The following is a 23,616-nucleotide window of genomic DNA, read 5'->3' on the forward strand; positions in this document are numbered from 1 at the left end:
CGTACACGGCGAATCTCCGTAAAACCCATTTATATGAGGTCTTGCCACAGCTTCCACACCCATAAATCCCCACACCCGCCGTCCGGCAGAGTTGGTGATGTTGTTGCAATGTTCCAGATTGAATCTCCCGGCATTGGCAATCATGGCGTCGCTGAAGCTGCGGGCTTTCAGCGGTGCAAGGGAATTTTCTTCGCACCACATCCGGTAGATTTCATAGAAATCCTTGGAGCTGATGGACGCATCCGCTTTACGCTGGATGTATCCCTCGGAATCCATGAAATCAAAGATATTGTTGTTGTCACGCTTGACCGCTTCCCGGTTTTCCCGGATACGGTCACTCTCCGTAAACTTAAAGTTGTTGGCAACAAGCCGCTGTAAGCCTTCAAATGCCCACAGGAAGATACCCTCGGCTTCAGCTTTCATCTTCTCTGCAAGGTCAGGATCATCGGCTCTGTCCATGGGCTTTTCTTTGGTGGTCAGCACAAGTTGTCTGCGGTAAAAACCGTCGCTGCGGTCATACAAAGCTTGCAGATCGCCGTTGCTGAATGCAAGCAGCCGAGCAAACATCCAGCCCTGATAACTCTGCTTGCCCTTGCGTTCCAAGTCCATTTTGCCCTGTGCAGTCACGATGGATTTTACATAGTTGGTCTGGCGCAGAGCTTCCATCCGCATATCATCATCCACGCACAGCAGGATGTGTTCCAGATCAGCACGGGCGAAGCGGTTTTCGGAAATTTTTCCGATGCTGCCGTCTTTCATATTCGTGCCGAATATAGCGGACAGCACCGCACCGATTTGGGATTTGCCCTCGCCGCCGTTGCCTTTAATCACCATCATGCGCTGCCCCTTGTTGGAAGGAATCAGACAGTAGCCGATAAACTCCTGCAAAGTGGGGATGTCCTCCGCATGGAGCAGCCCATCCAGAAATTTTAGCCAGGTCACAGGTGTAGGTGCATGAGGATTGTAAACAACAGGCAGACGGTTTCGCACGATAGTCGGTCTGCCCTCGGTAAATGTGCCGTTCAGCAGTAGCGTACCGTTGGACAAATGAATCCGATCCTGCTCCGGTGGAAAGTCTGGCACTTGCGCTTCCAGTTTCAGCACTTCCAGAATGTTGGTGATCTTCCGGGGGATATTGTTTACGGCACAGAATTTCAGCTTGTCGTAAATCTCCCCACGCAGAGGGAGATCGTCCGTCACTCGACCATTGGGCGTGAAAAAAGCTCCGTTTGCGAAGATGATTCTGCGCTCCTGCAGAAATTCTTCACAAAACAGAGCTTCGTTGATGTTCTGCCCGTCAAACCAGACAGGCAAATTCATATCAGGCGTTTTCCGGTTCTTCGCCATGGTGCGCCACCTCCTTTTTCTTTCGTGTGATGTACTCTTGCAGAAAAGCAATTTTGCCGTCCTGCATCAGCTTGTCCACCAATGCCACCCGTTCTTCCAGATCACCCACCGTCAGCACATCTGCCATATATTCGATATAGCAGTGCATCTGGCAGGCTTCCACAAAACGGTCATCCAGAGCATCTTCCGGTGTCTTGGGTTCGTATCGTACTTTCCAATCTTCCAGCAGATGCAGATAATCCGTCAGCACCCGAAAACACAGCATTTCATCCTCCCGTAACTGACGGATATAGGGACGCTTCGGCTTGATCATAGCTGCGGCAGTGGGCGGTTTTGGGTCAAGTCCAAAGTCCGCAGCCAGCTTTTGCGCTGCTTCATAACTGCTCAGATCGAACAGCCTTGCCACAAGGTCGATTACGTCCCCCTTGGCTCCGCAGCCGAAGCAGAAAAAATAGTCCTCATTCAGCTTCAAGCTCGGATGCCTGTCGTTGTGGAACGGGCAGCAAGCCATGCCATTGTGGCTCACTTTCAGCCCGTAGTGTTCGGCGGCTTGCTTGACGCTGATTGCCGCCTTGATGGTTTCATAGATTGTCATAGAAAACCCTCCGTTCATAATATTCTGGAAAGCACGAAGCCCCCGCCGTGATTGGCAGGTGCTTCGCTCCTTCTATTATGGTTATGACGGATTTTTCAAAAAACAGGCTAATGACAGGACAATCCTGTTTCAAAAAACAGGACAACTTATCTGAGGACGTAGATTTCTTCACATTTACATGATATAATTAGAAAAATGAAAAAACAGGACAGGAGGGCAAGCATGAATCAAGAATTGATGACATTGGATTTCTGGCAGGATACGGTCATATATGAGAGCAAAACATTTCCTGTCGGTACGCTTGCCTGTGATGCACTGAATGTTCCTGTGAATACCATTGCAAAAATAAACGAGCAATGCGAGAAAATCAATCTGCTGCTTGGAATATTAAACGCCGGACAGGATGCTTCTGCACTCTGTCCTATTGCAAAGGAAGCTGCTCTGACGATGCTTGATATTCTCAGTCAAACACCGCCGTTCTCCTATATGAATATCTCAAAGCACAGAGAACGGATTGAAAAAGTCTTTACTGTGGACAATGCGCTGAAATATGTGGAGTTTGCCATAAAAGCCGCAACCAATTCTTTGCAATTTGAAGAAATCCAGAACTTTACCGATGCGATGATGCTCCAACGCTATACCGCAGTTTTCGGGCATCTGGCATACTCCCTTGGGGAATACCAAACGGCCATGCTTGATTTTGCAGAACAATCGGACGGAAACGAAGCAGACCGCACCGCAGAGGGTTTTGCAAAAATGTTCGGCGACTATTTTCCGCCGGAGTTCTCTATCATGGAGGGCAATGCCTGGATGTCTACTTTGAATAATTCCGTTCAGTATATATCGGTCATCCGTCCCGGCGAAAAAGTTGCGAAGCTGGTCAAGCGGATGCACTATGTATCCTTTGTAGGGATGTTCCGGTCTGATCTTTTTGAGGGCTTATGTGTTGGTCATGCCCCGAAAAAATGCAAAATCTGCGGCAAGTGGTTCCTCACCACCAACGCAAGGCACACCAAATACTGCGGTGGCTATGCACCGGGGGACAAGCTGCACCGCACTTGCCGTCAGATCGGTAATCTGAAAGGTAGAGAACAGCGAGAACTTGCGGACGATCATCCGCTGAAGCAGATTTATGAGAAACGGCTGAATACCATAAACCGCTATGTGAAGCGTGGTACTCTGGACGCTGATCTTGCGGAGGTTATGAAGAAGCTGGCAAAAGATAAGATGCTCCGGGCATTGAGCAATGTAGCCTATGCCAAGGGCGATTACGAAAAGGAAATGGGACAAGCTGCTTTGCTAAATGAGAGTCTAAATTATAGGAACACTTAAACTCGGAGGGTTATACGAATGTTAGAATTAACGAAAGAACAAATGGAGGCTATTCAAAAAGCTATTTCAAAGAAGGCTGAAGAAAGTGTACAGGAATTTGATAAAGAATTAGATGTTGTTGTGAGCAAGCTATCAACAGAAGGGTGGACTTTACCCGCAGAATTAAATATTTACGCAGTCAAAACAATAGCAAACACGAACAAATTGGATGATATCAATGCATTTTTGAAATGGTTTTTTACAACAGAAGATTTTCAGAAAACCAAAGATATGGTGAACGGAATCAAAGCATCTCCCATTAAAGAAGGACTGAAAAATCTCACAGACCAGTGCTGGCAAGCATTTCAAAATAAATTGTATGCTGTTTGTGCAACATCGCTTCTCTCGGTTATCGAGGGTATTCTGTCAGAATTTAGCGATGACAAACAAGATGTAAGGATGATGAAAGTTTGTCAAAAGAAGGTCGATACCTTCCCGTCAACAGGAAGTACAATTCAAAAACATGTATGGATTTCTTATAACAACTTCATCCGAAATCTGTATCAAAAAAGCGATTTCTCTGCCGATGAACCTGAAACGATAAATAGGCATTGGCTATTACATGGAAGATCGGATTTTGAAATTGACGAGATGGATTGTATCCGTCTCTTTAATGCAGTTCAAAGCCTATGTATGATTGTAAAAGTAGAAGCAAAAGAAACACAATCTGAGAATTAAAATCAGGCTACTATTCAGAAAGCATTTGTTAGAAGGGAGGTGCGCTATGCTGAATGATTTTACATGGAATATGACCGGATACATACTGAAACACCCTGTCAATCAGTCTGTTAACGGCATCATCCCCTATGTGGCAGAGCGCATCTTCCAACTGGAACCGGAACCGCCAGCGGTGGACAGTCTGAATGAATATATCCGGTCTGCCTTACAGGAGAAGAATTTGATATATTTCTCGTTCTTTCTCCACCACTACGAACCGCAGCTTAATAAGCGCATCAAGAGCTTTCTTGGCGTGGATGGCGGCGATTTGTACGACACAGACCGATTTATAGATATAAAGCTCTCCTGCCGGGAGCAAATGCTCCAAAAGCTGATGGACTATGACCTTGCCAAGGGTGCAGAGTATGCTACATACATTTTCCCGTTCATCCGGGATGCTATGCTCCGTTTTCGCATGGGCGAAGAAAAATGGTCGGTGTCCTCTCTGACCAATTACAAAATGGTGCGGTCAATGGCTTGGCTGTACCACAATACCAAGGATGCGGTCAACGAATTTTCCAAGAAATACAACTGCGATCTTGCCCTTGCGGAAGAATATCTGAAAGTTGTCCGTGGAATCCGCAATCAGCAGCCTTTCTATGTCACAGACGAGGACGGCGAAGAAACAGGCGAGGATGTAGCCCTTGACGATAGCTGGAACTATACCGATATCCTCTGGAACGGCATACAAGCAGAAAAGGTGCAGCAGGCATTTGAGAAACTGAATTACCGGGAACAGACCTTACTTGAAAAACGGTTAGCAATCTGTATGACCTGTGGGCGAGTTGGCTCATGGAAGAACCGCCCCACTTTTGAAGAATTGGCGATTATGTTTGAGGGCAGCACTGCCAGCGGTGCAGAGCGAGCCTACCGGAAAGCGGCGGACAAACTGACAGAACTGCTGGTTGCCGAAGGTGCGCTCCATGCTGTCCGGCTGAAACAGAAATCCAAAACCAAGCGCAAAAAGAAAATCGCCGCCGCAATCTACGAATACCAAGCAGACTGCGACGGCGAATGGGGCGAGATTTCATTTGATTTTGAGAATGGTACGGCAGAGATCATTCGCCTTGCCGATTGGGATACGATAAAAACCAACCGCTTTGCGAACAAGGCCGTAGCCTATCTTCTGAACTGTGAGAACGAAAAATTGCCCAAGGAAACGATGGTGGCATTTGAATAACGAGGGAGTGAGATATATGGAGCAATTACTGATTGTTGAAGATGATATCGGTTTGAATCAAGGCTTATGCAAAGCGCTGAAAGCAGATGACCGTCAGATTATATCCTGCCATGATCTAAAAGCGGCAAGAGAACAATTGCTTTGCGGGAGTGTATCCCTGATCCTGCTGGATATCAATCTGCCGGATGGCAGTGGGCTTGAGCTGCTTCGGGAGGTCAAGGAAAACCTGCCCGGAGTTCCTGTTATTCTGCTGACTGCCAATGACACCGATCTGGATATCGTAGACGGACTGGAGCGGGGCGCTGATGATTACATTACCAAACCCTTTTCTCTTTCGGTTTTGCGGGCAAGGGTGAATACCCAACTGCGAAAGCAAGCGTCAAACCATAAAAATGCGCCGTTCCATATGGATCTATTTCACTTTGACTTTGAGGCTATGACCTTTTATGTGGGAGATTCAAAAGTGGAATTGAGTAAAACAGAACAAAAATTACTGCGTCTGCTTGTTGAAAATCGTGGTCGAACCATGACCCGTGGAGACCTTGTAGACCGGATCTGGACAGATGGCGCAGAATATGTGGATGAAAATGCTTTGTCTGTTACGATCAAGCGACTGAGGGATAAGCTTGGCGCACAGAAATATATTAAAACCGTCTATGGAATCGGTTATAGCTGGGTGACAAAAGATGAATAAAACCGGCATTGTGATCATACTGCTGTGTTTTCTGGCGGCGATAGCTGTTGTATTATGGGAGCGGAGAAAGATCAGAAAAACGATGGAAGAAATCGAAAGGATGCTGGACGCTGCCATGACCGGCTCCTTTTCTGAAACCAATTTTGATGAAAGCCAGCTATCTGCATTGGAAACGAAGTTTGCGCACTATCTTTCCGCCGCAGAAGCATCTTCTCAAAACATAGCGCAGGAAAAAGACAAAATCAAAACCTTGATTGCGGACATTTCCCACCAGACGAAAACGCCGATTGCAAATCTGCTGTTATACAGCGAGCTTTTGATGGAGGAAACTCTGCCTGAATCGGCGAAGGCAAATGTGGAGGCGCTGCACAAACAATCGGAAAAGCTGCGATTTCTGATCGATTCTCTCGTAAAGCTTTCCAGACTGGAAAATGGGATCCTTTCACTCTCCCCCCAGCCGGCAGCGCTGCAGCCGCTGCTTGAAAGTGTGGTAGAACAATATACTGCCAAGGCTTCTGAAAAAGGATTGTCTTTGCAAATGCAGGATACAGATGCTTTTGCTGTATTCGACTTCAAATGGACAGCGGAAGCGCTGGCTAATATCGTAGACAACGCCATCAAATATACGGAGCATGGCACCATTACTATTTCTGCCGTAAGCTATGAAATGTTTGCAAGGATCGATATATCGGATACCGGTTCAGGCATCCCGGAAAGTGAGCAAGCGAAGATATTTGCTCGCTTTTACCGCTCAAATAGTGTGCAGAAACAAGAAGGGGTCGGCATCGGCTTATACCTTGCCCGACAGATCATATCCGGCGAGGGCGGTTATATCAAGGTTGCTTCCGTTCCGGGAAAAGGAAGTACGTTTTCCATATTTCTGCCGAAATAACAACAATTCTATCAAAACTGTTAGATTTCATTTTCCGCCGGAAAGAATGTGGAAAGATTCCTATGCGATAATCTGTATGTATCAAAGGATCATTTCCTTTCATACATACAGATTTTTTCATGGAGGTACTCATTTATGGAAGTTTTACAGGCAAAAAACCTGAAAAAGATTTATGGCTCCGGCAATAACGCAGTTCATGCGTTGGATGGAGTTGATTTAAGTGTAAAGAAGGGCGAATTTGTTGCAATTGTCGGCACATCCGGCTCCGGCAAATCCACGCTGCTGCACATGCTGGGCGGGCTGGATCGCCCTACAAGCGGCACGGTCATGGTGGACGGACAGGATATTTTCTCCCTAAAGGAGGAAGCGCTGACCATCTTCCGCCGCAGGAAAATCGGCTTTGTGTTCCAAGCATATAATCTTGTTCCGGTGCTGAATGTGTATGAAAATATTGTTCTACCCATTGAGCTGGACGGTGGCAAGGTCAATAAGGATTTCGTACAGCAAATTGTACAGACACTTGGGCTGGATGATCGTCTGGATGCGCTGCCCAATCAGCTCTCAGGCGGTCAACAGCAGCGAGTAGCCATTGCCCGTGCGCTGGCGGCAGCACCCGCTATCATTCTGGCAGATGAACCCACCGGCAATCTGGATTCCAAAACCAGCCAGGATGTATTGAGCCTTTTGAAAGTCACCAGTCAAAAGTTCGCCCAGACAATCGTAATGATCACTCACAACGAAGAAATTGCGCAGATGGCAGACCGCATTATCCGTATCGAAGATGGTCGGATCGTCTCCCAGAACTAACGGGAGGTGGCTACGATGAATGTCAAAAACAGAAAATGTATTCGAAAGCTCAGCTTAAAATCTCTTTATGCGAACCGTCGCCGCAATCTGATCGCTATTTTTGCCATTGCGCTGACAACGCTGCTATTTACTTCCATGTTCACCATTGTCTTGTCACTGAACGCCAGTTATGAAACCTACCAGTTTCGGCAGGTAGGCGGCTATGCACATGGCACCTTTAAGGATGTTTCCCCCGAGCAGGCGGAACGCATCGCTGCCCACCCAAAGGTGAAGGCTGCGGGGGCACGGAAGGTAATCGGTATCACTGCGGAGGGGGTCTTTGCCAAAATACCGGCAGAGATCAGCTACATGGATGCCAACTGCACTAAATGGAGCTATGCAACCCCTACTACCGGACGGATGCCCGAAAGCGGCAAAGAGGTAGCCATGGATACGGCAGCGTTGCAGCTGCTTGGCGTAACGCCGGAGCTGGGCGCCGAGGTCACGGTTTCCTATTCCATTACGGACAAGGATCAAACCGCCTTTACTGTAACAGATACCTTTACGCTGGTGGGCTATTGGGACTATGATGAACTAATGCCTGTTCATTACATCAACATCAGCCGTGATTACGCAGATGACATCGAAGCGCAGGCAGTGAAAACAGGGTTACAGTCTTTCCGCACCGATTTGAATGTCATGCTGGCCTCCAGCACAAACATTCAAGGGCAGATGGAGCAGGTGGATACCGATCTGGGCTACACATGGGACAGCTATACCGATCCCAACAGCGTCCGGATCGGCGTCAACTGGGGATATACCTCATCCCAGCTGGAGTCGCAGCTCGATCCAGAGCTGATGGTCGCCATAGCAGCTTTTTTGCTGCTGGTGATTTTTACCGGGTATCTTATCATTTATAACATTTTCCAGATCTCTGTTGCGGGGGATATCCGGTTTTACGGACTTCTGAAAACCATTGGCACAACGCCCCGGCAGCTCAAACGCATCATTCGCCAGCAGGCACTTCTGCTTTGTCTGATCGGCATTCCGGCAGGGCTGCTGCTGGGCTACGGCATCGGCGCTGTTCTGGTACCTGTTGTCTTGCGCTCCACCCAGTTGGAGGTGGGCATTACCACCATCAGCACTTCGCCTGTGATCTTTGTTGGCTCCGTGCTGTTTGCCCTGCTGACGGTGCTTTTGTCCTGCTCCAAGCCCGGGAAAATGGCAGCCAGGGTTTCTCCGGTGGAGGCTACCAAATATACGGATGCAATGCAGACCAAGAAAAAACAGCGCAGCACCCGGGGAGCGAAGCTCCATCAGATGGCCTTTGCCAATCTGGGACGAAACAAAAAAAAGACGGTGCTGGTGGTGGTGTCTCTGGCACTGTCGGTGACGCTGTTCAATGCGCTGTGTGCCTTTGTGGGCGGCTTCAGCATGGAGAAGTATGTATCCTTCACGACCTGCGCCGATTTTATCGTCAGCACGCCCGACTATTTCCGTTACAACCCGGCAGATGAATTCATCACGCCGGAACAGATCGAAGAGATCGCAGCAAACACAAAGCCCAGTCTTTCCGGCACGGGATATGCTGTGCGAAAACCCGTATATCTTTGGATGACGGAGGATGCTCTGCGGCAGGACTATGCAAGGTACGAAAGTGCTGAGCAGTTGGACAGCCATATGAGCCGCATGGAGCACCGGGGCGATATGGTGATGGGAGATACCAGAATCGAGGCTCTGGATAACAGCCTGTTTGACAAGCTGCAAGTGTTCGACGGAGATATTTCTCCTATGCTGGAGCCAAACAATAACGCTATTGCCATTGCGGTTTCCTTAGATGACTACGGTAATCTGCCCAATCCTGAATACTACCCCAAGGTGGGAGACACGATCACCGCCACCTATGCGGACGATGTGAAATATATCGACAGCCGCACCGGGGAACTCCGCACCGAAGATACACCGGAGGAGTACTTTCAGGAAAAACTGTATGGAGCCAGAGATGTAGAGTACACGGTCTGCGCCTTGGTAGAGCTTCCGTATTCCATGAGTTATCGTTATGGTGGTATTGGATATGAGACAGTTTTGTCTGTGGATACCGCACAGAGGGACAGCGGTGGTGCGGCCATTCCGATGCTCTACCTGTTCGACACAGCAGACGAAGCTGACGAGACCGAAGCAGAGCAATATCTATCGAAGCTCACTGCCGGTGAGTTTTCGCCCTTGATGTATGAAAGCAAGGCCACGGCTCGCTCTGAGTTTGCTCAGTTCCGGCAGATGTTCCTTCTGGTAGGTGGTATCCTCTGTGCTATCATTGGGCTGGTGGGACTCTTAAATTTCTTCAACGCCATGATGACCGGTATTCTTTCCCGCCGCCGTGAATTTGCTGTGCTTCAGGCTGTAGGAATGACGAACCGGCAGCTCAAAACCATGCTGATCTACGAGGGATTGTTTTACGCAATGTCCTCCGTAGCGGTGGCTTTTATTCTGTCGCTGGCGGTGGGACCTCTTGCAGGAAAAATGCTGGGCAGTATGTTCTGGTTCTTTGAGTATCGATTCACCATTCTGCCTGTCCTGCTGACAATTCCGGTATTTCTTCTGCTGGGGTGGCTGATTCCTTGCATGATGTATGACAACGCAGCGAAATGCAGTGTTGTAGAGCAATTAAGGGATGCTCAATAACTGTTAAGCAAAAAACGGCCCTCTGCCAATGAAAAGGCAGAGGGCTGAAATTTAATCTAAGGGTTTATATTCCTCCATTCTGCGGGATGTTAGATCATCCCAAAATATTTGAATGCTTCTCGGATTGCTTTCTCTTTTTCCAGCGGGCACTGTGGCTGTCTGGAATCCTCGGACTTCGGCAAATTATAGTTCTTACCACCCCCCACATTTTCGCTTAATTTGTGAGATCTACAGGTTAGATACCTTTAACCCGCTATGTGTTTTTATCCACTCAATTAAATTTTTGATCTCAATTATAACATCACCATTCTTAATACTGTACAATGCAACGAACAAAGACAGAATAGTTACGATCATCATGATCCACTGCAGTTTTATGTTTGATTCACTGCTTCTGTATTCAGCCGCATCATTCAATAGCTTTAGGATATTATCAATTTGCACTTTTGTTTCTTTGATTCTTTTAGATATACCTTCAAGACTCCTTGACGATACAGAACCTTTTTTATAAAACTGATGTCTAAAGGCTTTGACGTCATCGTGATCTATAGACTTACCTGAGAATTCTGAAATAAAGCGATAACAATAATATAGCTTTCGTTCAACTGCAACTCTGACTTTTAGAACAGAGGATGTTTTAGTTTTTCTAATCACTTTGCTGATTTTTTTATTGCAGATCGCAATGTCTCTATCTGCAACATATTCCAATGTAGCCGCAGTTAAATAAACCCCATATATATCCGAGATATCATGGTGGGCTATCTCCGGCAAATGATCGTCTCTGGAGTAATTTCCGCCGCAGAAAGCAGATAAACGTATCCCCTCATTTTCTCCATGCTTATAATCCCAGCATACGCAGGCGTTATACGTTGGTGCATAGTCGGCAACTCTGTCAAACGAGATACTATCCCAAAACTCTAAATTGCGACGCTCATTACTGGGACGGATATTGGTTGAATATGTTTCAAATGTCGGTGTAAATATTCCGTCGTCCCAAAAGCGAACGGAATATGTCTTGCGAATTTCCATCAATATTTGCCACTTCAGTTGAGAAATCATCTTATAGATTTTTTCTTGACGAACATTATTACCAGTATGAGATGATCTACCAAATTTTTTTACAGCATACCAAGGTGTATTGAATTGTCTATAAACCATTGTATATCCAGAATACTTTTTCTTACATACTTCTGCGATCTTAGTATTAAATTCTTTTGTAATATATACACGATACTGTACTAAAAGAAAAGTGGCTGACAGATTACGAAGAGATACGGAAAGATCAGAACAAGATTGTTGGAGCTTTTCGTTTTTACGAAACTGAACTGATAAAATATGTGTAAAAGCCTGACCATCATAATACCGACCAAAATTGTCGATCTTATCAATATCCTCACGGGAACGAAATGCACCAAAAGGGGCTATCTTATTTCGGCGAACACATTTTTTCAGTTCCTTAATAAACTTTGGCAGGTCTTCTTTTGGAAGATAATCGTACAAATCTATGTAGTCTAACTTTACAAAACTATCGACATCCTTCTTTTCTATGTAATCAAAACCTTGCGGCATATCTGCAGCTTCTTCTTTTGAAAATAGATCATCATCAAACCGATATTTCTCATGTTCTGAAAGTGGGAATATCTTTGCCAACTGCAATCTCAGTGTTCTGTACAGAGAATACGAAGATTCAGCCAGTTTATCTGAAAAAGACATTGTATATCTATCGAACACCTTGTTGTAGGATAATTTCATCGCACACACTCCTTTCGCACGATTATATGGGTATTTGCTTTATTCTTAGAGATTCTTGTAAAAAGGTTCAGCGGCAAGAAGAAACCAAGCTCCTTGCCACTTTAAATTATCAGCTATCCAAAGATTTATACTCTGTGACAATTTTCAAATAGGTTTCGGGATCGCCGTTCAGTATCAAATCAGCATATCCAACCGGGTCATTGTAAATCAGATAATCCAGTTCTGACCGCTGATACATATTGTCGGCAACCTCCTTTTCCACGGCGATGGTGTCAATAGCAATGATGCTGCCATCAAAGAATTTCAGCTCTACACAGGCAGTATCCATGTTGAACTCACAAGAAACCAATCTATCCATAAGAAACCTCCATTCTGCGGGATGTTAGATTATCCCAAAATATTTGAATGCTTCTCGGATTGCTTTCTCTTTTTCCGGTGGGCACTGCGGCTGTCTGGAATCCTCGGACTTCGGCAAATTATAGTTCTTACCAACCCCAATCCCACATTTTCGCTTAATTTGTGAGATATACAGGTTGGATACCTTTAACCCGCTATGCTCCAGCACATAGTCCTTAATCTGGGTGTAGGTTGCCCCATCTTGAAATTCGGACATATCCATATCTTCCAAAGAGAACTCAACCCGAATCTTTTTCGAGTCGACCTCACCCTTGGAAAGCAAGACAACCGTCTCAACATGCCCGCTCCACGGGAACATATCCACAGTCCGCACCCGCTCTACCTGGTATCCTCTCTCGCCCAGATATTTCACATCTCTTGCAAGGGTCGCGGAGTCGCAGCTAACATAAACCACTTTTTTCGGTGCCATTTTCACGATGGTATCCAGACACACGCTGTCACAGCCCTTGCGCGGCGGATCCACCACGATCGTATCAGCATAGACCTGGTTCTTTTCATACTGCTCCGGCAGCACCTCCTCTGCCTTTCCTACAAAGAATTCCACATTTTCGAAATGATTTAATTCTGCATTGGCTCTCGCATCGTCGATGGCCTGGGGAACGATCTCGACTCCATACACTTTTTTTGCCTTCTGGGCAAGGAACAGGGAGATGGTTCCGATGCCGCAGTACAGATCCCATACGGTTTCTTCCCCGGTTAAACCGGCATATTCCAGTGCCGTTCCGTAAAGCTTCTGGGTCTGGAGCGGATTGACCTGATAGAAGGATAATGGAGAAATCCGATAGCAGACATTGCCGATATAATCGGTAATATAACCAGGTCCATACAGATTTACGATTTTTTTTCCCATGATGACGTTGGTCTTTTCGCGGTTGATACTGCAGGAGATGCTGACCATATGCGGCGCCGGAATCTCTGTGTTTGCCCTGGTTCCTGCTGCCTGTGCTCCCATTCCTGCGTCATCTGTCTCTGCGCCCTCAGCTGTTTCCACATGTTTTTCCGGGAACAGCTTCACCAGACGCTCCACCAGCACCTCCGCCGCTTTCAGCTTCTTCACCCCTCCATTCAGTACCAGACATACCATCAGTTCACCCGTGGTAAAGCCTTTTCGGATCAGTACATGGCGCACCAGACCGCGGTGTGTTTCCTCCTCATACGGCGCAATATGGAATTCTTCCATAAAAGCGCGGATACAGTCCAGGATCGGCTGGTTTTCTTCCACGCCAAGCAGACAGTCCTCCTGTTCAATGATGGCATGGGTGCGGCCTGCATAAAAGCCGGTGATGATACGGCCATCCTTGTCTTTTCCAAACGGAAACTGTGCCTTGTTGCGATAACGCCACGGCTCTTCCATGCCGATGATCGGCTCCATGGGAATCTCCGTGAGTCCGCCGATGCGGCTTAAGTTGTTGCGCACCTTATTTTCTTTAAATTTCAGCTGCTCCTCGTAGCTCATGGCCTGAAGCTGGCATCCGCCGCACTGGCGGGCGGACGGGCAGCGTGGGGTGACACGGCAGTCCGATGGCTTTACCACCTGCATCAGACGGGCAAAGCCATATGATTTTTTTGTTTTCATAACCTTGGCTTCCACCACATCCCCAATTACGGCATCTTTCACAAACCAGGTGAAGCCGTCGGTTTTGCCGATTCCTTCCCCGGTATCGCTCATATCTTCTATCTGAACCTGAAATACATCATTCTTTTTCCAATCCATGTTTCGCTCTATCCTTTCATCCAGTTCCAACCCTGATTCTTTCCTATCATTTTACGGGTTTTCTTACCACTGCGCAAGTCTTCCCTTTTTGTTTATCACGATTTCTGTCAAACCGGCCTTGCTGCCATCTTTTTTCCGTAAGGACTTTCCTTTTATTTCCATCCTTTTCCGTAAGATTTTGTTTAGAAACTTTCCGCTTTCTTCACAATCTCCTCAAACTTTAGACACATTTTTCCAGTATCATATAAGCATGATGTGAGGGAGAGAAAACCAAACGAACCCATCATCATAATGGACAGCAACTAACAAACATGTTCGTTATGCACCTGTTATAAAAGAGCCCGGCGGCACCAAGCGCGCAACCGCTGCCGGGGTCGTCAAACAACAACCCGTTTCCCGGATGACACACCGGATGAACGGTCCTATATATTGGTACACAATACATTACCTCTTTCCCCTTTTTAATCAGAAAACGCGCCGGTTTTGGCGCGTTTTCTGATTTTTTCTATTCTTTTAACACTCTGTTGTCTTCCGGATATTCGTCTCCAGCAGCCGGTTATATCCAAGCCATCCCTGGTTGTCCCCCGCACCGCGCAGCACTTCGATCATCGTCTCCATCTTTGCGTCTGCGTTGTCCGCGAAGTTTAAAGCCATCGCTTCTAAGAGAGCCGGTTTTTTCGGGGAACCGTACTCCAATTCTCCGTGATGCGCGAGAATGCAGTGCTTTAACTCGCTTGCCAGCTTTGGCGGAAAGCCTTCGATGGTGCGCATGCGCTCGCCAACCATCTCTGTTCCGATGATGATATGGCCTAACAGCTGACCGTCATCGGTATAGTCATTTGCCGGGAATGTTGACAGCTCTTTGGTCTTACCGATGTCGTGGAACATAGCTGCAGTTAAGAGCAGGTCGCGGTTTAACATCGGGTAGGCAGACGCAAAGTAATCGCACATCTTGGTAACGCTTAACGTATGCTCTAAAAGGCCGCCTACAAATCCGTGATGCACGCTCTTGGCTGCGCTGTGGAACTGGAATGCCTTCGCAAATTCCGGATCCTGGAAGTAGCTGTCCAAAAGCTGTTTCAGATATGGGTTTTTTACAGATGCAATAAACGCAAGCATCTCGGAATACATCTGTTTGACATCTTTTAAGGAGACCGGAAGGTAATCTGCCGGAATGTATTCGCCCTCATCGGCTTTACGGATCCGCTTTACGTTCAGCTGCTTTGCACCCATGAACATGGTCACGTCTGCATCGACGTAAACATAATCCAGCGTCTCAAAATTTCCGACGCCCGGTGATCCCAGATCCCAGATTTTTGCATCTACTGTGCCTGTTTTGTCCTGAAGGACCAGGTTTCCGTATTCCTTTCCGTTCTTGGTCAGCGCGATCTGCTTATTTTTGCACAGATACACGTCAGAAACATGCATGCCTTCTCTGAAACTGTCAATATACTTCATATCTCTTCCTTTTCTTTCTATCTTGCTTGTGATTCTTATTTCCAGTGCAGATCAAATCTGCACTGACCACTACCTGCTTCCCACCGTTACGTCAAACTCCAGCTGCGTGTAGCTGTCGCGCCCGTTCCGCTGCACAGTAATGTGCACCGTCTGGCCGCAGGTCATCTTTTCTACCGCTGCCTGGTATTCCTTCATCGATGTAATTGGCGTTTTATCGATCTGTGTGAGGATGTCTCCGTTCTGGATTCCCGCATTGTACGCCGGTTTCTCGGTAACAGCATTCATGACATAGATGCCCGCCGGCATTCCGCCATCCATCTGCACTTCGGTTACCTCCTGGCCGACAATGCCGACGCAGGGAACGCCCTGGCCATTGCTCAGCTTTTCCAGAATTCCCTTGTAATCGGAAATACCAAAGATCTCCGCCATATTGCTGCCTGCCGCCGAACTGTCAGAAGCGGAAATGGCCCAGCCGATCAGCTCTCCATCTGTATTCATCAAAAATGTGCCGCGGTCCGCATCCGTTAAAATATGGGAATACAGCATCCGGCAATGCTGGTCAACCATCGGATTGCTGCGCACCACATAGGAAACAAATCCGTAATCAAGCGAATGAACGACTCCGGCCGGACTGCCGATGGATGCGATCATATCGCCCTGACGCACCTGATAGGAGTTTCCGAGCGGAACCGGCTCTAAATCTTTTAACAAAGACGTGCTGATGTCGCCCGCGCTGACACTGACGATCGCCATGCCGGATGTGGTATCCTTCTGTTTCATATGACCGCTCACATCGTTTCCATTCTCAAAGGTTACCTTGATGGAATCCGCCTGCTCGACTGCATCCTCTGGTGTCAGGATCAGCAACTCCTGGCTGGTCTTCGCGATGATGACTCCGGCATATAACCCCGTTGTTTCCACCGGATTGTCAAACCAGTCCGTGTTCTGCTGGACAGAATGTACGACCACCACACTTTTATCCACAGCCAATGCTTTGGAACGCAGACTGTTTAACAGGGAATTCAGATCATCTACCGTATAGCGGTAATGCTCCAGCGCACTCTGGACCATCTCCTCCACCGGCTCAGTTTCTGTCTCAGACGCACTCTCCGTCTCCTGCGCTTCTGCGGATGACTCCAGCTCATCTTTCGGGATAGATACCGCCGATGCCGTCGGCTTGTTTCCGTCGGATAACTGCTCCATGATCGGACGGGTCAAAACAAAACAGACTGCAGAGACGACACCAAAAATGATTCCGGCACAGGCAGCTGTTGCCATTCTGGTACCAACCTGCTTTTTGCTTGGAGCCGGTCTTACGATCTTTTCGCTGATGAAATCGCGGTCATTCTTTTTTTCATGTTCAGGTTTCTTTTCTGGATCCCGTACCTCAGACATTCACGTCCTCCTTACTTCATAATAAATCCTCCCCTGATGCATGCCTGCGCAGACTTTCCGTTCCTGTACACGCACATGTGTCCAGCAGCGCTTTTCCCATCTTGCAATTCTGCGCAGATGGTATGCATTATCTCCTATTATAAGGTTCTGACCCGATTTACGCAACTAAAAAAGTATGTGCCCCGCCCTTTCGCAGGAATTCATTTCATGTTATAATCGAATTGTTTATTTTCACTATATATAAAGTAAATCGAGGATTTTTATGAACCAGAAAGTATTAAAGACATTAGAATATAACAAGATCATTACCCAGCTGACCGGCTATGCTGCTTCTACCCCCGGAAAGCTGTTATGCCAGAACCTGCTCCCGATGAGCGATTACCACGAGATCGTACAGGCACAGACCGAGACAAGTGATGCGCTCACCCGTGTCCGCATGAAGGGAAGCCTTTCCTTAAGCGGTGTCCGCGATGTGCGGGATTCCTTAAAACGCCTGGAGATTGGCAGCTCCCTCAGCATTTTAGAGCTGTTATCCATCAGTTCCCTGCTGACGGTTGCCGCACGCGCCAAGACTTACGGCCACCACGAGGAATCCGAAGAGTTCCCGGATGACTCCTTAGACTCCATGTTCCGGAGTCTGGAGCCGTTAACCTCCGTCAACAACGAGATCAAGCGCTGCATCCTCTCCGAGGATGAGATCAGCGACAATGCGAGCCCAGGACTTCACAAGGTCCGCCGCTCCATGCACGGCATCAACGACCGCATCCACACCCAGTTGAACAGCATCTTAAACAGCTGCCGTTCCTACCTGCAGGACGCTGTCATCACCATGCGTGACGGGCGCTACTGCCTGCCGGTCAAAGCGGAATACAAATCCCAGGTCAACGGTATGGTCCACGACCAGTCCTCCACCGGTTCCACCCTGTTCATCGAACCGATGGCCGTCATCCAGTTAAACAACGAACTGCGCACCCTGGAGATTCAGGAACAGAAAGAGATCGAAGCAGTCCTCGCTGATCTAAGCGGTCAGCTGATGCCTTACACCGAGGAACTTGCCATCGACCTGCAGATTCTGACCAGACTGGACTTCATTTTCGCCAAAGCAGCGCTGTCCCGCCATTTCAAGTGCAGCGAGCCGAAGTTCAACACCGAAGGCCGCATCCACATCAAGGATGGCCGTCATCCGCTCTTAGACCCGCAGAAGGTTGTTCCGATCACCGTCTGGCTGGGCACCGATTTTGATCTTCTTATGGTCACCGGTCCAAACACCGGCGGTAAGACGGTTTCCTTAAAGACCGTCGGTCTCTTCACGCTGATGGGCCAGGCCGGTCTGCATATTCCGGCATTCGAGGGATCAGAGCTGGCTGTATTTGAGGAAGTCTTTGCCGACATCGGAGATGAGCAGAGCATTGAGCAGAGCCTTAGTACCTTCTCTGCCCACATGACCAACATCGTGCACATTTTAAATCAGGCAGACAGCCATTCTCTTTGCCTGTTCGATGAGCTCTGCTCCGGAACCGACCCGACCGAGGGCGCGGCTCTGGCCATTGCCATCTTAAACTTCTTGCACAACATGAAGTGCCGCACCATGGCCACCACCCATTACAGCGAGTTAAAGATCTACGCACTCAGCACCCCAGGCGTGGAAAATGCCTGCTGCGAGTTCGATGTGGCAACCCTGCGCCCAACCTACCGCCTGCTCATTGGCATCCCGGGAAAGAGTAATGCATTCGCCATTTCCAAAAAGCTGGGACTGCCGGACTACATCATTGACGATGCAAAGACCCATCTGGAATCCGAGGATGAGACGTTTGAGGATGTCATCAGCCGCCTGGAGGAAAACCGTGTCACCATCGAGAAAGAACGTGCTGAGATCGAATCCTACAAGGCTGAGATTTCACGGCTGAAATCTGGTCTGGAAAAGAAGGAAGAACGCTTCGACGAGCGCAAGGACCAGATGATCCGCAAAGCCAATGAAGAAGCGCAGCGCATCCTGCGCGAGGCAAAGGAGACCGCTGACCGCACGATCAAAAACATCAACAAGCTGGCGGCTTCCTCCGGCATCGATACCAGAGCCCTGGAGGCAGAGCGCACGAAGCTGCGCGAAAACCTAAAAAAGGTCGACGGCAACCTGTCCTTAAAACAGGAGACCAAAAAACCGCACAAGGCCATCAATCCGAAATCCTTAAAGCTCGGAGACGGCGTGCGCGTTCTCTCCATGAACTTAAAGGGCACCGTCAGCAGTCTTCCGGATGCACAGGGCAACTTATTTGTCCAGATGGGCATCCTGCGCTCCAAGGTCAACCTAAACGACCTGGAACTTCTGCAGGAAAATTCCGTCAGCGGACCGGGCATGGAATCCCGCCGCAAAGGAAGCGGAAGCAGCAACATCAAGATGTCCAAGTCCTTCGGCATCTCCCCGGAGATCAACGTTCTGGGCATGACCGTAGACGAGGCCGTTGCGCAGCTTGACAAATACCTCGACGATGCCTACATTGCCCATCTGCCGCAGGTACGCATCGTGCACGGCAAAGGCACCGGAGCCCTGCGCGCCGGTATCCACAAGCACTTAAAGCGCTTAAAATACATCAAAGAATTCCACCTGGGCGGCTTCGGCGAAGGCGACGCAGGCGTAACCATTGTAGTATTCAAATAAGAAAAATCCGGGCAGCCGGATTTTTGCACAAGACGCAGCTGCTGCTGCAGACAAACACAGCACAGGAAATATCAGGAGGAAACGACATGGCTGAGAAACAGCGGATTTTAATCGTAGACGATGACGAGAACATTGCAGAGCTGATTTCGCTCTATCTGATGAAAGAATGCTACGAAACTTATATTGTAAATGACGGCGAGGAAGCCTTAAAAATTTTCCCGGAGTTCAAGCCAAACCTGATCCTTCTGGATCTGATGCTTCCGGGCATCGACGGCTACCAGGTGTGCCGCGAGCTGCGTGCCACCTCCCAGGTGCCGATCATCATGCTGTCCGCCAAAGGCGAAATCTTCGATAAGGTCCTGGGACTGGAACTTGGCGCCGATGACTATATGATCAAGCCGTTCGATTCCAAGGAACTGGTAGCCCGGGTCAAAGCTGTGCTGCGCCGCTACCAGGCTGCCCCCGCTCCAACGATACCGGAACCAGCCCAGCAGGGCGAGTATGTCGAATACCCGGACCTGACCGTAAACCTCACAAACTACGCGGTCACCTACTGCGGTCGCTCCGTGGAGATGCCGCCGAAGGAACTGGAGCTTTTGTACTTCCTGGCTTCTTCACCAAACCAGGTATTCACCCGGGAGCAGCTCCTCGATCACATCTGGGGCTACGAATACATCGGAGACACCCGGACCGTCGACGTACATATCAAACGCCTGCGCGAGAAGATCAAGGATCACGCAAACTGGGCGCTGACCACGGTATGGGGCATCGGATATAAATTTGAGGTGCGGAAGTAACTTTATAACAATATCACACAGTAACGAACGAGGGCCGAAAGGTTTCGTCCCCGCCATTCGGCGGGGACGGAACCTTCCGGCCCATTTGTGTTTACTGTGAGATATTGTTTACTGAATCCACGCTCCGTCTCCTCCGACGTAGCAGCCGTCCGGTGTCCGGGTGTTGACCAGCATCGCGCCGTTACTGTCCGTATAATACCACTTTCCATTTTCGCTGATCCAGCCGCAGCGCAGATATCCGTTCTGTCCGAAACAATACCAGATTCCGTCGATCAGTACCCAGCGGCCTGCCGGGTAACTTCCATCCTTAAACTGGAACCATTTGCCGCCCTGGTCGATGCACCAGTGATTGCCCTGTGCAGTGGAAACATTCTGTCCGTTTGCTCCTGCCGAGCCCGGACCTCCGGTGCTGGCACTGCTTCTGCCGTTATCTCCAGGGCCGCCGGAAATGTATTTTCCATTGCCAGGACCACCACTGGAGGACGAAGAGCTATGATAACCGGAGCTGATGTCATCCGCCTCTGAAGAGGTCAGATAGATCGTGTCAGAACTTTCCCAGTCGCCCTTTTCTGAGCCGCTTCCCACAGCGCGCACTTCAAAATAGTAGTCGCCTTTGCGGGTCATACGACCGGCAAAATCGTACGAAGTATCGTATACCGAAGTGGTACTCATGACGGTAGAATCATCCCGGTACAGCTTCACCTGATAATAGCGCGCTGCCTTATTTTCATTCCAGGCCCCGGTTCCGGAGGAGCCATCCCAGCTGGCACCCGTGACACTTAAATCACCGTTGTCCAGCTTATCCAGCTTGATCACAAGAACCAGCGTTTCTTTGTCATCTTCCCGTCTGCAGGTCACATAGGAAGCATCATCCCCGTGGAAAGAAAAATCACTCTTGCTGGTACAGTTGAAATAATAACCACTGTCCGCATACAAGGTCACTTCTACTCTTGGGGTCATACCGCCTTTCCAGTCATCGTCCTCATTCGTGATTTCTGTTCCGCCAACCCGGTAATTTCCATCATCCGCAGTCACTGAAACATTCCCGCTGCTGCTTCCCGCCTGAATGGAAGAATGCACAGTCAGACTGACACGGTTAATCTTTGTGCGGGATTCAGCGGCAAAGGCGGTTCCGACACTCGCCCAGACAAAAACTGCTGCCAGTATAACTGCTGCGATTCGATGCATCCCTGTTTTCCTGTTTTGATTCATTTTCTTTGCTTCACTGCTGTTCCCCATAATTCTGCTCCCTTCTCGTTACAAATACTCTCGTAATCGCTCCTGTACCTGCCTTTTTAATTTTTCACACCTCTGCGTTTCGCAGAAGAAAAAGCAGCTTATACATGCAAAATAGTTTTCCATGCCGTTACAGATTCGTCGCCAGCGGCAGCGAAAAGATAAACTCCGATCCCACGCCCTCGGTGCTGACCACATCAATATTCTCCCCATGCGCCTGAATGATTTCTTTCACAATGGCTAGTCCCAGACCGGTTCCTTTTTTATCTTTTCCGCGGGACAGATCCGATTTATAGAAACGGTCAAATACCTTCTTCACACTGTCTTTCGGAATTCCAATGCCCGTATCCTTCACCGAAACGAAAATCTTTTCGTTTTTGATGCGGGTCTGGATGTAAATGGTGGAATCCGGATGGCTGAATTTGATAGCATTGTCGATCAGGTTATACAGTACCTGCTGAATCTTGCCCAGGTCCGCGTAAACCATCTGAATGTTATCGGAAAAAGTCAGCTCAAAGTTAATATTTTTCCTGCCGCACGTTCCCTCAAACGATGCCGCCGTGTCCTTGATCACGCGGTTAATGTCAAAACTGGACCGGGAAAGATAGCCCTTGCTGTCTAAAGAATTTAAAGTCAGCATGCCCTGCGTCAGCTTCGTTAAACGCTCCGTCTCGGAAATGACCCTGGTTAAATATTTTTCATACATCTCCGGCGGGATGGTCCCGTCGATGATCGCCTCCAGATACCCTTTGATGGAAGTCAGAGGCGAACGGAAATCGTGGGAAACATTGGCGATAAAGTTTCGCTGATATTCCTCCAGTTTGTTGAGTTCACTGGACATATAGTTCAGCGTACCGGCAAGATATCCCATCTCGTCCCGGGTATTTAAGTCAATCTGGTAATCCAGATTTCCCTGCGCATATTCATTGGCACCTTCCGTGATCTTTTTCAGCGGGAAGTACACCGTCTTGGTAAACACCAGAAGAATGATCAGCGACAGGATAAACAAAAGTCCTGCTGTTATGTAAACCACATTCAGGTTCGAATTGCTCATCTCCCAGATCACACTCATGGGCAGATGCACCAGCACATAGCCGTATGTATTATAATTTCCGGTAATCGGTGCCGAAACACTCAGCACATCATATGGAAACAAATCATAATAAGATCCGGTCGAGTACGATTTGTTTCCCGTTGCAGTCGGATCAAACCCGTCTATGGTCGTCCCCGCCCGCTTGTTCTGCTCACTGTCCACCACAATGATTCCCTGCCGGTTGACCACCCAGATCTCCGCCCGCACAAACTTTGCCACAGCCTGAAGCTGCGGATAAACCGAATCCAGATCCTGCTTATTCCCCTGATACACCTTGCTGTAAGCAGATGCAATCAGATTCGCTTCATCGTACATGGCCTCCGCCTGGTTTTTCACCTGATTTCGGTTCATCAGCTGCGCGGAAAATGTCGCGATCGACGCAAAGCCCAGTAAGCCAAACACCAGGTAGCCTAATATAAATTTATAGTAAAGTGAATGTTTCATAATAATAGAAAACCTCTTATTTTGTGATAAATATCTTAATGTATCTATTCTATCACAAAATAAGAGGGAAAGAAACGAAACAATACCGCAGAACGTATTTAATATTTATACGCTCTGCGCTATCAAACTTTATTATTCTTTCATGAATCCGGCTAAAGACATCATAGGTTCCATCCGCTTTCCTGCATAAAAATACCGTTCTTGTCATGCCTTCCATTTCCTCCACCAAGGCATTTCTCCATTCCACTTTATCCAGGGTCTTCAATGAGGGCACGAAAATTAGACAACTAATTTGGATGGTTTTCTTTTTTTCAAGAACGAAGGGGGCAGATAGCCTCAGCGGATGCTCCAACAAAGCCATCCTGATCCACAGACGACAAAAAGCACGCT

17 protein-coding genes and 1 pseudogene are annotated in these 23,616 nt (G+C 48.2%); 9 read left to right on the forward strand and 9 right to left on the reverse strand.

What is annotated here, in order from left to right:
• Nucleotides 1-1,347: phage/plasmid primase, P4 family (locus DWZ40_RS15865; RefSeq protein WP_243035366.1), on the reverse strand; the 1,347-nt coding region annotated here is incomplete at its 3' end.
• Nucleotides 1,322-1,942, reverse strand: coding sequence for a CHC2 zinc finger domain-containing protein (locus DWZ40_RS15870; protein WP_117576310.1), 621 nt, complete (start codon nucleotides 1,940-1,942; stop codon nucleotides 1,322-1,324). The genes DWZ40_RS15865 and DWZ40_RS15870, both read right to left, overlap by 26 nt.
• 222 nt (nucleotides 1,943-2,164) lie before the next feature.
• Here DWZ40_RS15870 and DWZ40_RS15875 point away from each other — a divergent pair, with 222 nt between their 5' ends.
• The 7 genes from DWZ40_RS15875 (at nucleotide 2,165) to DWZ40_RS15905 (ending at nucleotide 10,264) form a co-directional block, all read left to right on the forward strand.
• Nucleotides 2,165-3,274 carry a DUF6076 domain-containing protein gene (locus DWZ40_RS15875; protein WP_117576311.1) on the forward strand — a complete coding sequence of 370 codons (1,110 nt, stop codon included), beginning with the start codon at nucleotides 2,165-2,167 and terminating at the stop codon, nucleotides 3,272-3,274.
• Nucleotides 3,275-3,292: 18 nt separating this feature from the next.
• Nucleotides 3,293-3,991, forward strand: a complete 699-nt coding sequence (locus DWZ40_RS15880; protein WP_117576312.1) for a hypothetical protein — start codon at nucleotides 3,293-3,295, stop codon at nucleotides 3,989-3,991.
• A 46-nt stretch (nucleotides 3,992-4,037) separates the two neighbouring features.
• A complete protein-coding gene (locus DWZ40_RS15885; RefSeq protein WP_118543858.1) occupies nucleotides 4,038-5,210 on the forward strand; it encodes a hypothetical protein in 1,173 nt (390 codons plus the stop codon).
• A gap of 16 nt (nucleotides 5,211-5,226) precedes the next feature.
• A complete protein-coding gene (locus tag DWZ40_RS15890) occupies nucleotides 5,227-5,904 on the forward strand; it encodes a response regulator transcription factor (RefSeq protein WP_117529611.1) in 678 nt (225 codons plus the stop codon).
• Nucleotides 5,897-6,796 (forward strand): HAMP domain-containing sensor histidine kinase, encoded by a 900-nt coding sequence (locus DWZ40_RS15895; protein WP_118543859.1) that lies wholly within the window; start codon nucleotides 5,897-5,899, stop codon nucleotides 6,794-6,796. Before DWZ40_RS15890 ends, DWZ40_RS15895 begins: the two co-directional genes overlap by 8 nt.
• 135 nt (nucleotides 6,797-6,931) lie before the next feature.
• Nucleotides 6,932-7,603 carry an ABC transporter ATP-binding protein gene (locus DWZ40_RS15900; RefSeq protein ID WP_006858253.1) on the forward strand — a complete coding sequence of 224 codons (672 nt, stop codon included), beginning with the start codon at nucleotides 6,932-6,934 and terminating at the stop codon, nucleotides 7,601-7,603.
• A gap of 15 nt (nucleotides 7,604-7,618) precedes the next feature.
• Nucleotides 7,619-10,264, forward strand: a complete 2,646-nt coding sequence (locus tag DWZ40_RS15905) for an ABC transporter permease (protein WP_118543860.1) — start codon at nucleotides 7,619-7,621, stop codon at nucleotides 10,262-10,264.
• Nucleotides 10,265-10,353: 89 nt separating this feature from the next.
• Here DWZ40_RS15905 and DWZ40_RS15910 read toward each other — a convergent pair.
• The 5 genes and pseudogenes from DWZ40_RS15910 to DWZ40_RS15930 all read right to left on the reverse strand — a co-directional run.
• Nucleotides 10,354-10,555: pseudogene (locus DWZ40_RS15910) on the reverse strand (23S rRNA (uracil-5-)-methyltransferase RumA); the annotation flags it as partial.
• A 1,570-nt stretch (nucleotides 10,556-12,125) separates the two neighbouring features.
• Nucleotides 12,126-12,374, reverse strand: a complete 249-nt coding sequence (locus tag DWZ40_RS15915) for a DUF6061 family protein (RefSeq protein WP_118543861.1) — start codon at nucleotides 12,372-12,374, stop codon at nucleotides 12,126-12,128.
• A 24-nt stretch (nucleotides 12,375-12,398) separates the two neighbouring features.
• Nucleotides 12,399-14,147 carry a 23S rRNA (uracil(1939)-C(5))-methyltransferase RlmD gene (gene rlmD / locus DWZ40_RS15920; RefSeq protein ID WP_118543912.1) on the reverse strand — a complete coding sequence of 583 codons (1,749 nt, stop codon included), beginning with the start codon at nucleotides 14,145-14,147 and terminating at the stop codon, nucleotides 12,399-12,401.
• A gap of 513 nt (nucleotides 14,148-14,660) precedes the next feature.
• Entirely contained in the window at nucleotides 14,661-15,605 is a 945-nt protein-coding gene (locus DWZ40_RS15925) for an HD domain-containing protein (protein ID WP_118543862.1), read from the reverse strand.
• Between the two features lie 69 nt (nucleotides 15,606-15,674).
• Nucleotides 15,675-17,000 carry a PDZ domain-containing protein gene (locus tag DWZ40_RS15930; RefSeq protein WP_118543863.1) on the reverse strand — a complete coding sequence of 442 codons (1,326 nt, stop codon included), beginning with the start codon at nucleotides 16,998-17,000 and terminating at the stop codon, nucleotides 15,675-15,677.
• Between the two features lie 262 nt (nucleotides 17,001-17,262).
• Here DWZ40_RS15930 and DWZ40_RS15935 point away from each other — a divergent pair, with 262 nt between their 5' ends.
• Together DWZ40_RS15935 and DWZ40_RS15940 are read left to right on the forward strand one after the other, a co-directional pair.
• Complete coding sequence (locus DWZ40_RS15935) at nucleotides 17,263-19,656, forward strand: endonuclease MutS2 (protein ID WP_118543864.1); 2,394 nt, start codon at nucleotides 17,263-17,265, stop codon at nucleotides 19,654-19,656.
• Between the two features lie 86 nt (nucleotides 19,657-19,742).
• Complete coding sequence (locus DWZ40_RS15940; RefSeq protein ID WP_118543865.1) at nucleotides 19,743-20,453, forward strand: response regulator transcription factor; 711 nt, start codon at nucleotides 19,743-19,745, stop codon at nucleotides 20,451-20,453.
• A gap of 108 nt (nucleotides 20,454-20,561) precedes the next feature.
• On the opposite strand, the gene DWZ40_RS15945 is transcribed toward DWZ40_RS15940, so the two are convergent.
• A complete protein-coding gene (locus DWZ40_RS15945) occupies nucleotides 20,562-21,692 on the reverse strand; it encodes a hypothetical protein (RefSeq protein ID WP_243035367.1) in 1,131 nt (376 codons plus the stop codon).
• Nucleotides 21,693-21,819: 127 nt separating this feature from the next.
• Nucleotides 21,820-23,226: a HAMP domain-containing sensor histidine kinase gene (locus tag DWZ40_RS15950; RefSeq protein WP_118543866.1), complete on the reverse strand. Its 1,407-nt coding sequence runs from the start codon at nucleotides 23,224-23,226 to the stop codon at nucleotides 21,820-21,822.
• Nucleotides 23,227-23,616: the final 390 nt, after the last annotated feature.

Origin of the sequence: Clostridium sp. AF32-12BH (assembly GCF_003477935.1) — a bacterium.
Classification (GTDB): domain Bacteria; phylum Bacillota; class Clostridia; order Lachnospirales; family Lachnospiraceae; genus Brotaphodocola.

What these genes read in the sequence shown, in the direction of transcription:
- DWZ40_RS15870 (WP_117576310.1), bottom strand. Translation starts at nt 1,942, where the DNA reads ATGACAATCTATGAAACCATCAAGGCGGCAATCAGCGTCAAGCAAGCC.
- DWZ40_RS15875 (WP_117576311.1), top strand. Translation starts at nt 2,165, where the DNA reads ATGAATCAAGAATTGATGACATTGGATTTCTGGCAGGATACGGTCATA.
- DWZ40_RS15880 (WP_117576312.1), top strand. Translation starts at nt 3,293, where the DNA reads ATGTTAGAATTAACGAAAGAACAAATGGAGGCTATTCAAAAAGCTATT.
- DWZ40_RS15885 (WP_118543858.1), top strand. Translation starts at nt 4,038, where the DNA reads ATGCTGAATGATTTTACATGGAATATGACCGGATACATACTGAAACAC.
- DWZ40_RS15890 (WP_117529611.1), top strand. Translation starts at nt 5,227, where the DNA reads ATGGAGCAATTACTGATTGTTGAAGATGATATCGGTTTGAATCAAGGC.
- DWZ40_RS15895 (WP_118543859.1), top strand. Translation starts at nt 5,897, where the DNA reads ATGAATAAAACCGGCATTGTGATCATACTGCTGTGTTTTCTGGCGGCG.
- DWZ40_RS15900 (WP_006858253.1), top strand. Translation starts at nt 6,932, where the DNA reads ATGGAAGTTTTACAGGCAAAAAACCTGAAAAAGATTTATGGCTCCGGC.
- DWZ40_RS15905 (WP_118543860.1), top strand. Translation starts at nt 7,619, where the DNA reads ATGAATGTCAAAAACAGAAAATGTATTCGAAAGCTCAGCTTAAAATCT.
- DWZ40_RS15915 (WP_118543861.1), bottom strand. Translation starts at nt 12,374, where the DNA reads ATGGATAGATTGGTTTCTTGTGAGTTCAACATGGATACTGCCTGTGTA.
- rlmD (WP_118543912.1), bottom strand. Translation starts at nt 14,147, where the DNA reads ATGGATTGGAAAAAGAATGATGTATTTCAGGTTCAGATAGAAGATATG.
- DWZ40_RS15925 (WP_118543862.1), bottom strand. Translation starts at nt 15,605, where the DNA reads ATGAAGTATATTGACAGTTTCAGAGAAGGCATGCATGTTTCTGACGTG.
- DWZ40_RS15930 (WP_118543863.1), bottom strand. Translation starts at nt 17,000, where the DNA reads ATGTCTGAGGTACGGGATCCAGAAAAGAAACCTGAACATGAAAAAAAG.
- DWZ40_RS15935 (WP_118543864.1), top strand. Translation starts at nt 17,263, where the DNA reads ATGAACCAGAAAGTATTAAAGACATTAGAATATAACAAGATCATTACC.
- DWZ40_RS15940 (WP_118543865.1), top strand. Translation starts at nt 19,743, where the DNA reads ATGGCTGAGAAACAGCGGATTTTAATCGTAGACGATGACGAGAACATT.
- DWZ40_RS15945 (WP_243035367.1), bottom strand. Translation starts at nt 21,692, where the DNA reads ATGGGGAACAGCAGTGAAGCAAAGAAAATGAATCAAAACAGGAAAACA.
- DWZ40_RS15950 (WP_118543866.1), bottom strand. Translation starts at nt 23,226, where the DNA reads ATGAAACATTCACTTTACTATAAATTTATATTAGGCTACCTGGTGTTT.